Annotated in this window: 6 protein-coding genes and 2 rRNA genes; 5 read left to right on the top strand and 3 right to left on the bottom strand. The window is 41.3% G+C overall.

Annotation, left to right across the window (positions count from 1 at the left end; translation table 11 throughout):
• Nucleotides 1-202: 202 nt before the first annotated feature.
• Nucleotides 203-1,798 (bottom strand): isocitrate lyase, encoded by a 1,596-nt coding sequence (locus J7384_RS19050; protein WP_209116128.1) that lies wholly within the window; start codon nt 1,796-1,798, stop codon nt 203-205.
• Nucleotides 1,799-2,027: 229 nt separating this feature from the next.
• Here J7384_RS19050 and J7384_RS19045 point away from each other — a divergent pair, with 229 nt between their 5' ends.
• The 5 genes from J7384_RS19045 (at nt 2,028) to J7384_RS19025 (ending at nt 7,341) form a co-directional block, all read left to right on the top strand.
• Entirely contained in the window at nt 2,028-2,969 is a 942-nt protein-coding gene (locus J7384_RS19045; RefSeq protein ID WP_209116127.1) for a LysR family transcriptional regulator, read from the top strand.
• Between the two features lie 172 nt (nt 2,970-3,141).
• Nucleotides 3,142-3,498, top strand: coding sequence for a CidA/LrgA family protein (locus tag J7384_RS19040; protein WP_209116126.1), 357 nt, complete (start codon nt 3,142-3,144; stop codon nt 3,496-3,498).
• Nucleotides 3,498-4,202: an LrgB family protein gene (locus J7384_RS19035; RefSeq protein ID WP_209116125.1), complete on the top strand. Its 705-nt coding sequence runs from the start codon at nt 3,498-3,500 to the stop codon at nt 4,200-4,202. Before J7384_RS19040 ends, J7384_RS19035 begins: the two co-directional genes overlap by 1 nt.
• A 274-nt stretch (nt 4,203-4,476) precedes the next feature.
• A complete protein-coding gene (locus J7384_RS19030; RefSeq protein WP_209116124.1) occupies nt 4,477-6,639 on the top strand; it encodes a malate synthase G in 2,163 nt (720 codons plus the stop codon).
• A 270-nt stretch (nt 6,640-6,909) separates the two neighbouring features.
• Nucleotides 6,910-7,341 carry a hypothetical protein gene (locus J7384_RS19025; protein ID WP_209116123.1) on the top strand — a complete coding sequence of 144 codons (432 nt, stop codon included), beginning with the start codon at nt 6,910-6,912 and terminating at the stop codon, nt 7,339-7,341.
• 614 nt (nt 7,342-7,955) lie between these two features.
• Here the strand turns inward: J7384_RS19025 and rrf (J7384_RS19020) are convergent.
• A 5S ribosomal RNA gene (gene rrf / locus J7384_RS19020) occupies nt 7,956-8,070 on the bottom strand.
• Between the two features lie 106 nt (nt 8,071-8,176).
• A 5S ribosomal RNA gene (rrf, locus tag J7384_RS19015) occupies nt 8,177-8,276 on the bottom strand; the annotation flags it as partial.

Genomic DNA, 8,276 nt, shown 5'->3' with positions numbered 1-8,276 from the left:
TCAACTTGCTCGACAACCGACAATTTAAAAGCGAGTGAGTAATCCTTTTGAGTTCGTTTAGTGGTTGATTTCATGATGCTCTCCAATTCATTGATTGAAAAGTGTCAACCTTATTTAGGACGGGTCACTGTAAAATAAAAGAGGCTTGAAGTGTATACTTCAAGCCTCTTTTATTGCTATAAACGTTTGTTTAATCAGCTAATTAACCAAACTGGTTCATAGTGTTGTCTTTACCACCAGCTTTAAGCGCAGCTTCACCAGCGAAGTATTCTTTGTGATCATCACCGATGTCAGAACCAGCCATGTTTTGGTGTTTAACACAAGCAATACCTTGACGGATTTCTTTGCGTTGAACACCTTTAACATAACCTAACATACCTTGCTCACCGAAGTACTCTTTCGCTAGGTTATCGGTAGATAACGCAGCAGTATGGTAAGTTGGCAATGTGATTAAGTGATGGAAAATACCCGCTTCACGCGCCGCATCCGCTTGGAAGGTACGAATCTTCTCATCTGCTGCTGCTGATAGTTCACTGTCGTCGTATTCAGCGCTCATTAAGTTAGTACGCTCATATGCTGATACGTCTTTGCCTTCTTCTGACCAAGCATCAAATACTTGCTGACGGAAGTTTAACGTCCAGTTAAACGATGGTGAGTTGTTGTAAACAAGCTTAGCATTCGGGATAACTTCACGGATGCGGTTTACCATACCACCGATTTGACCAACGTGTGGCTTCTCAGTTTCAATCCACAATAGATCTGCGCCGTTTTGTAGTGAGGTGATACAGTCAAGTACACAGCGATCTTCACCAGTACCCTGACGGAATTGGAATAAGTTACTCGGCAAACGCTTAGGACGAAGCAACTTGCCACCGCGATTGATAACAACATCACCATTAGCCATATCCGCTACATCAACTTCTTCACAATCAAGGAATGAGTTGTATTGGTCACCCAAATCACCTGGTTCAGTGGTGTAAGCAATTTGCTTAGTTAAGCCAGCACCTAACGAGTCAGTGCGAGCAACAATAACACCGTCGTCAACACCAAGCTCTAAAAACGCGTAGCGAACAGCGCGGATTTTAGCTAAAAAGTCTTCATGTGGTACGGTTACTTTACCGTCTTGGTGACCACATTGTTTTTCGTCAGACACTTGGTTTTCAATTTGAATACAACAAGCACCAGCTTCAATCATGCGCTTAGCAAGCAAGTAAGTCGCTTCTGCATTACCAAAACCAGCATCAATATCAGCAATAATTGGTACAACGTGAGTTACATGGTTATCAACTTTATCTTGAATTTCAGCCGCTTTAGCAGTGTCACCTGCTTCGCGTGCTGCATCTAATTCGCGGAACAGACCGCCTAATTCACGCGCATCAGCTTGGCGTAAGAAAGTGTATAACTCTTCAATTAAGCCAGCTACTGACGTTTTCTCATGCATTGATTGGTCAGGAAGAGGACCAAAGTCAGAACGAAGAGCAGCAACCATCCAACCTGAAAGATATAAATAGCGACGGTCAGTGTTCTCAAAATGTTTTTTGATTGAAATCATTTTCTGCTGACCGATGAAACCGTGCCAACAACCTAATGACTGTGTGTATTGCGCTGGATCTTTGTCATATGCTTCCATGTCTTTACGCATGATAGCAGCCGTGTATTTTGCGATATCTAAACCCGTTTTAAAGCGGTTTTGAGCACGCATGCGCGCTGCATATTCAGGGCTAATTGCTGACCAAGATTCGCCTTGAGCATTAACTGTACCAGCTAATTGATCGATTTCTCCAAGATAAGTTGTCATGTGTATTCCCCTCTACGGATTTCAGATTTTTTAAAACAAAACTCTTGTGGCTGAAAATATATGACACCGCAAAAACATTTACTAAATTTATAATAAATATTCACAGCATTCACAAAAAAAATATAGAGTTTATGCACTAAAACAGAGCAAAGTTACTTGCCATCGCAAAATAAGTTCACTATAGTCGTTATCCATGTAATTTATATTTTATGAGTTAGGCATTTCATCGATGAATATTTCAAAGATCGACCTCAATCTACTTATCTACTTGGATGTATTATTAAGAGAAAAGAACGTTACCAAAGCGGCTAGTCAGCTCAATATTACTCAACCAGCCATGAGTAATGGTTTAAAGCGATTGAGAACACTGTTCAACGATCCGATTTTAGTAAGAACGTCTGATGGTATGGTGCCTACTGAGCGCGCACGCAGCCTTGCGCCTATTATTAGAAAAATATTGCTCGAGTTAGAGGAAGCTTTGCAAGGCGAAGAAGAATTTAACGAAGCGAGTAGTACTCGAGTGTTCAGAATCATGGCGAGCGACTATGCAGCATCGACCTTAATTCCTGGATTACTCAAGAAACTCAATAGCATTGCGCCGAATATTACCCTTGATATTATGACCCCAAGTGACGTCACCTTCCACGATGTTGAGGCGGGTAAAATCGATATGGCGATCAACCGCTTTGACGAATTGCCACAATCGTTTCATCAAAAAGCAATTTGGCGAGATACCTTTTCCTGCCTATTGAGTGCTAACAATCCGTTAGTGAAAAATTTTGATCTCAATAGTTATCTATCTGCTAAACACGTGTGGGTATCAAAGACCGGTTTTGGCGTAGGTGTTGGTATGGATCCACAAGACGTACAAAAGCTCGGCTGGGTTGACGAAGCACTCGCACGATTAGACAAAAAACGTGACATTAAGGTATTTACTCGCAACTATCACGTCGCCATGCAGCTTGCGCTTGAAGATAGTCTGATTGCAACACTACCAAGTAAAGCTGCGTTACTACACAAAAACGATAGCAACTTTACAATAGTAAAACCGCCATTTGAGATCCCTGAAATAGAACTCAAAATGATTTGGAGTCCTCTGCTACATCACGATGCAAGCCACATTTGGTTTAGACATTTAGTGATGGAAGTTGCCAATGAATGTGAAGCTTAAACGCTCACTCTACTCTGCTCACCATCAAGTTAAGTGATCAGAGCGCTTAAACGTATATATGTTCAAATTTATATAAAATAGGCTTTAATACCAAATCCGATCAATAGACAAACACGTAGGATATACCGTTATTACGCCGAACTCTTAAACCAATCATGCCGATAAACAACTTATGCCGAAAATCATACACTTTATTTACAGCCTAAGCTGGATACTCGCGTGTCTATTATTGGGGAAATTACTCGCACATTATGTTGATATCCTGCCAGCAAGCCTCTACGGCATGGTGTTTTTTGCTTTCGCGCTCCATTTAAAGTGGGCTGATGCCAACCGTATAAAAGACAGTATTCAATGGATTGTCAAAAATATGAGTGTTTGCTTTGTGCCGGCCGGCGTTGGTTTAATGAGTCACGTCGGGTTATTGAAAAGTCATGGCTTGATGATGTTGTTGATATTACTGGGCACAACATTAGCTTTAATCACGCTAGTGGCTTATCTATCGGTTAAATTTATTGGCGATGATACTTAATGACAATTTTTGAACCAGCTTTTTTACTGCAAGCAACTATCTACTGCCTGTTAACACTTGGCATTTATCGCATTTTTTTCGCTTTGCAAAACAAGCTCCAAGCGATTTTGTTCAACCCAATGCTATTGAGTATATCGGTAATCATTCCACTACTTTTGAGCCAGCAAATTAGCTATCAAGACTACTATCAAGCAACGCAAATCTATACTTATCTATTGGAACCTGCAATTGTCGCGCTTGGTTTTCCGCTCTATCAACAACTCAATACCATTAAGCATGAGCTAAAACAAATCACGGCTATTATCGTCATCAGTATCATTTTAGCCATTGTCAGTACCTACTTTATTGCGCTTGTTACTGTAATGCGGTCAGATATTGCGGTATCGCTTTCTCTTAAAGCGGTAACGACACCCATTGCGCTGGTGATCAGTGAGCAATACCAAGGACTAAGCTCAATAACCGCGGTCGGTATCATGTTTGCGGGCTTATTTGGCGCATTACTAGGACCAAAGTGGTTAAGTCTACTCGGTATTAATTCAGCGAGGGCTCAAGGACTCGCCATTGGCTGCGCAAGTCATGCATTGGGCACTGCAGAAATCACCAAAAAAAGTTTAACTCATGGCGCATACAGTTCTTTATCGCTGATTTTAACCGCCTTTTTCACGGCTATCATTGCACCGCTTGCATTTAGTATGATGATGTAACCAGTCGTCGTACTGTAACACCCACTCGATTATAGATTTAGTTAATACTAAAACGAGTTATCATTAAACCTATGAATGATAGCTATCAAATTTTATAATATTGCCTGACACCTGTCCCTAAAACACAAAAAGTTGTTATATTTCAACAACTAAATGAGAACAACCAGCCATCGATAGCAATATCAAAAAATTTCGGCCTGTTCAGGCTATTGCACCCTTGTTTATTTGTTCTTACATTGCTAACCATTGAACGCGCTACATTAAGGTATTTACTATGACCGCTAGAATTGAAATTGCAGACTTAAATATATGCCAATCATTCTATCAATTCATTGAACAAGAAGTGTTACCAGAGACTCAAATCGCATCAGACAAGTTTTGGAGCGAACTTTCGAATGTCATTGTTGAGTTATCACCAAAAAACTTAGAACTACTCGAAACTCGTGAATCATTGCAAAAGCAAATTGATCAATGGCATCAAACCAATAAAGATGCCGATTTTGATACCTACAAAGCTTTTCTAACCGAGATAGGTTATCTCGCGCCTGAAGTTGATGATTTCAGCATCAGCACAGAGAACGTCGACCCTGAAATTGCCACCATGGCGGGCCCGCAACTTGTTGTGCCAGTGATGAATGCTCGTTTTGCGCTGAATGCGGTTAATGCACGCTGGGGCAGTTTATACGATGCCTTATATGGTAGTAACATTATCGCTGAAGATAATGGCTGTGAAAAATCAGGCCCCTATAACCCTGCTCGTGGTAACAAGGTAATTGAATATGCACGTCAGCGTTTAGATCAATATTTACCTCTTGCTGGCGGTTCACATAGTCAAGCGACCAGTTATCAAATTATTGATAACCAACTCAAGGTTGCCCTTGACGACAATACCGTGACAACCTTGCTCCAATCAGAACAATTTGTTGGCTACACAGGAACGGTCGAGCAGCCTTCGTCATTGCTTTTCAAACAAAATGGCTTACATATAGAAATTCAATTCGACGCTGACAAACCATCTGCCAAGCACGACTCAGCGGGTGTTAGTGATATTTTACTCGAAGCGGCATTGACAACCATTATGGACTGTGAAGATTCCGTTGCTGCCGTTGATTCTGCCGATAAGATCATCGCTTACCGAAACTGGTTGGGTTTAATCAAAGGTACACTGAGTGAAGACGTTAAAAAAGGCAGTGAAACCTTTACCCGTACACTTGCACAAGACAAGCATTATACTGCCGTGTCTGGTCAAGAGCAGAGCTTAAAAGGTCGTAGTCTAATGTTCGTTCGCAACGTTGGTCATTTAATGACAAATGATGCCATTATCGACAAACACGGCAACCAAGTGCCCGAGGGTATTTTAGATGCCATGGTGACATCACTCATTGGTACCATAGACGTCAACAAAACGAACAAGTTAAGCAACAGTACAAAAGGTTCTATCTACATTGTAAAACCCAAAATGCACGGCCCAGATGAAGTCGCTTTTGCTAATACCTTATTTGCCAAAGTAGAACAATCACTAGGCTTAGCTGCAAACACAATTAAAATGGGGATTATGGATGAAGAACGTCGCACTAGCGTAAACTTAAAAGCTTGCATTAAAGCTGCGAGTGAACGCGTTGTTTTCATCAATACTGGTTTCCTAGATCGCACAGGTGATGAGATTCACACATCAATGTTTGCAGGTGCTATCTTACCGAAGAATGAAATAAAGCATACTAAGTGGATCAGCGCGTACGAAAACAACAACGTTGATATCGGCCTAGCGTGTGGACTAAGTGGTAAAGCACAAATTGGTAAAGGTATGTGGCCGGTACCAGACGATATGGCAAGTATGATGGAAGCTAAAGTTGGCCATGTTCAATCGGGCGCCAATACGGCTTGGGTACCATCGCCAACGGCGGCTACTTTACACGCATTACACTATCACGATATCGATGTTTTCAACCAACAAAAGTCACTTGCTGAGCGCGAGCCTGCCAAGGTTGATGACATTCTTACCATTCCTGTTGCTGCAGAAACTAATTGGTCGACTGAGCAAATCGAAAAAGAGTTAGACAATAACAACCAAGGTATTCTGGGCTATGTAGTTCGCTGGATTGACCAAGGCATTGGTTGTTCGAAAGTACCAGATATTAACAACGTTGGCCTGATGGAAGATAGAGCGACCTTGCGTATCTCGAGTCAACACATTGCTAACTGGTTACTTCACAAAGTCTGTACCCCTGAGCAAGTTATCTCAAGCCTGGAAAAAATGGCCAAGATCGTTGATCAACAAAATGAGCATGACCCGCTATACCAAAAAATGGCTGACAACTTCAGTGCCAGTATTGCGTTCCAAGCAGCCTGCCAATTGGTGTTTCAAGGTGTTCAACAGCCTAGTGGTTACACTGAGCCATTATTACATCAATTCAGAATTCAGAAAAAAGCGAGTTAATTTTTACGCTTCCTAACCAATACAAGGATGTATGCCCTCATAAAAAGCCAAGGCAGTTCTCAAAATAGAACGGCCTTGGCTTTTCTGTAAGCTTGGGCGGCTAGTGATTGAACTTCATCATGTGATTAGTCCTATAAAATTTGCTGTTTATCTAAACAAATTAGCCTTTACAGAATATGACAGGTATAGTTAAAATGTAAGCAATTACGAAGAGATGTGTAATTTGTTGCAGTCTACTAACAATAGTCGCAAAATCGCGAGGATGGCAAAATGAATGTAAAATTAAAACCTTTGTTTGTTGCAAGCATAAGTGTAGCTGTTTTATTTGCAAGCATGAGCCACGCAAGCGCTGAAATAAAGAAATCAGATTACCAACTAAGCATCAACCAAGAGTATTCGTACGAGTTATCAACGTTAAATCTTGGTAACGATAACCTATTAGTAAGCATTGAGCTTAACAAACCACATTCAACCTCACCAAATAGTCCCTTTATCAAATTGGCCAGTAAAGAAGTTGCTGAATATATGCCGATGACATCAAGCAGTAAAGGCAATCAACTCTTTGAACTAGCGACATTATTTAACGATAAACTTCAACAAATACTCGCTTTTTTCCAAGCTAAACCCGACTTTGAAGTAGATACGACTACGAAGAAGCGACAAGATAAAGAAACCTGTCACACTAGTACTTTACGTACATAACAACTAGTTGCTGTTTGGTTAACGATAACGACAACCACATAAGTTAATTATTCAAGCCTCTAGTAAATAGGGAGAGGTCATGGCTATAGTATAACTACCGCCATACTGAACAAACCACCTGTTAAATATCTCAAGCTCCACTCCTTTACCTCCTTTAATCAACAACGCCCTTAACCTAGTTTTGAGTCCGTGCAACAGTTGCTTTAAAGCAATCGATTAACTAACGTTCTATTTGACTAAGAGTATCGGATCGCCACTTTGGGTTTGGGTAAGCAAGAATAACCACATGCAAGCCTGAGATGATAAGACAGATTTAAATTAACGTTTAGATCAACAACTTTCACAGCCTTTTGAGAGGCAATAGCTAGAGAATATAGATGCAAAAAAGCCTAGCGATGACCTACTCGCACATAAAGAGCAACCTACCCACACACTCTCAATTCGGCGCAGTGGTGTTTGAAGTACATGGATGCACTAATGCCACGAGAGCATGGATGCTCAAGAGCGGTCACCTCTGAGATTCTGTGACGGTAATAAGCGCATGGATTCAGGTGTTACTGTCGCTATAAACGCAAAAAACCCGCAGCGTCAGCTGCGGGTTTTTCTTAATAGAAGCCTAGCGATGACCTACTCTCACATGGGACCTCCCACACTACCATCGGCGCAGTTGCGTTTCACTTCTGAGTTCGGCATGGATTCAGGTGGGACCACAACGCTATTGTCGCTAAACATAAACTGGTACTTGCTAAAATTAATTCACTAACTAATAAGCTAATTTTAGTAAGTATTTAAGTAAAAAACCCGCAGCGTTAGCTGCGGGTTTTTCTTAATAAGCGCTTAGCGATGACCTACTCTCACATGGGACCTCCCACACTACCATCGGCGCAGTTGCGTTTCACTTCTGAGTTCGGCATGGATTCAGGTGGTACCACAAC

The sequence above is a fragment of the Endozoicomonas sp. G2_1 genome (assembly GCF_017744155.1).
Lineage (GTDB): Bacteria > Pseudomonadota > Gammaproteobacteria > Enterobacterales > Alteromonadaceae > JAGHQT01.
Note: the sequence above shows the minus strand (reverse complement) of the source record. Positions and strands in the feature narration are given on the sequence as shown.

What these genes read in the sequence shown, in the direction of transcription:
- J7384_RS19050 (WP_209116128.1), bottom strand. Translation starts at nt 1,798, where the DNA reads ATGACAACTTATCTTGGAGAAATCGATCAATTAGCTGGTACAGTTAAT.
- J7384_RS19045 (WP_209116127.1), top strand. Translation starts at nt 2,028, where the DNA reads ATGAATATTTCAAAGATCGACCTCAATCTACTTATCTACTTGGATGTA.
- J7384_RS19040 (WP_209116126.1), top strand. Translation starts at nt 3,142, where the DNA reads ATGCCGAAAATCATACACTTTATTTACAGCCTAAGCTGGATACTCGCG.
- J7384_RS19035 (WP_209116125.1), top strand. Translation starts at nt 3,498, where the DNA reads ATGACAATTTTTGAACCAGCTTTTTTACTGCAAGCAACTATCTACTGC.
- J7384_RS19030 (WP_209116124.1), top strand. Translation starts at nt 4,477, where the DNA reads ATGACCGCTAGAATTGAAATTGCAGACTTAAATATATGCCAATCATTC.
- J7384_RS19025 (WP_209116123.1), top strand. Translation starts at nt 6,910, where the DNA reads ATGAATGTAAAATTAAAACCTTTGTTTGTTGCAAGCATAAGTGTAGCT.